Source organism: Bartonella sp. TT110JLCBS, from assembly GCF_042193405.1.
Taxonomy (GTDB): domain Bacteria; phylum Pseudomonadota; class Alphaproteobacteria; order Rhizobiales; family Rhizobiaceae; genus Bartonella.
Window position 1 is genome coordinate 1 of the sequence record NZ_JBHILT010000199.1, and the last position, 759, is coordinate 759.

1 protein-coding gene is annotated in these 759 nt (G+C 31.1%); it reads right to left on the bottom strand.

Annotated elements, in window-relative coordinates; genetic code table 11:
- Positions 1 to 261: 261 nt before the first annotated feature.
- Positions 262 to 759, bottom strand: a 498-nt coding sequence (locus ACFILW_RS10435; RefSeq protein ID WP_375685804.1) for a hypothetical protein, incomplete at its 5' end; no start/stop codon positions are given.

Here is a 759-nt window from a genome sequence, read left to right on the forward strand (position 1 = left end):
AATTCCATAATAATCGTCTTCATTTACTATCATTAAATACAGCCACTTTGTGTATTGCTCTTATTTTATAAGATCGTTTAATTGATCTCTTTTGAATGTATCGACATGTGTTATTTTTATGTTATAAATATGGTGAAAATTGTATTGAGTGGCATGGCTGTACTTGGGGCTATTGTCTCTAAATGAGAGGAGATACAGTTCAAAACGCTTAAAAATGCAGGGTGTTTTTAATATTTTAGAAATATTTTTTACAAAAATAGATTAAAAGAGAGACGATAAATCAAATGTAAAAGGGACGGCAATAATAGCCAAGGTTGTCATTATTGTAAATAAACAGGCAGGAACCTTAAATCTAAAACGCCAAAGTAAACTTATGGGAACAGACATTATCGTTGTTATTACGAATGCTACGATAAACCATTGCAGGAATAAGTTCATTATATTAATTTCATTATTAAAACGATTTTGATTAAGACGATTTTGTTTTAGTTCTTCCTCTGAAACACAATCGATAATAGAAACGCCATAATAAACAGGAAATTTTCCACCTGGACAAGCGCTAACAGAAAATTGTTCAAGCTCTAACCATTCTCTTTCGCGTTCTTTTTCTAATAGCTTCTTTTTTATTTTCTGTCTTATATATTCTTTGGAAATACAATTGATCGGAGAAGTACTTCCAACAAAAAGACCATCTGTTGTACATCCACTCGTTGTATGATGCGTGAATAAAACAGTGCTTATTGCTATAGCGAAGAAAAT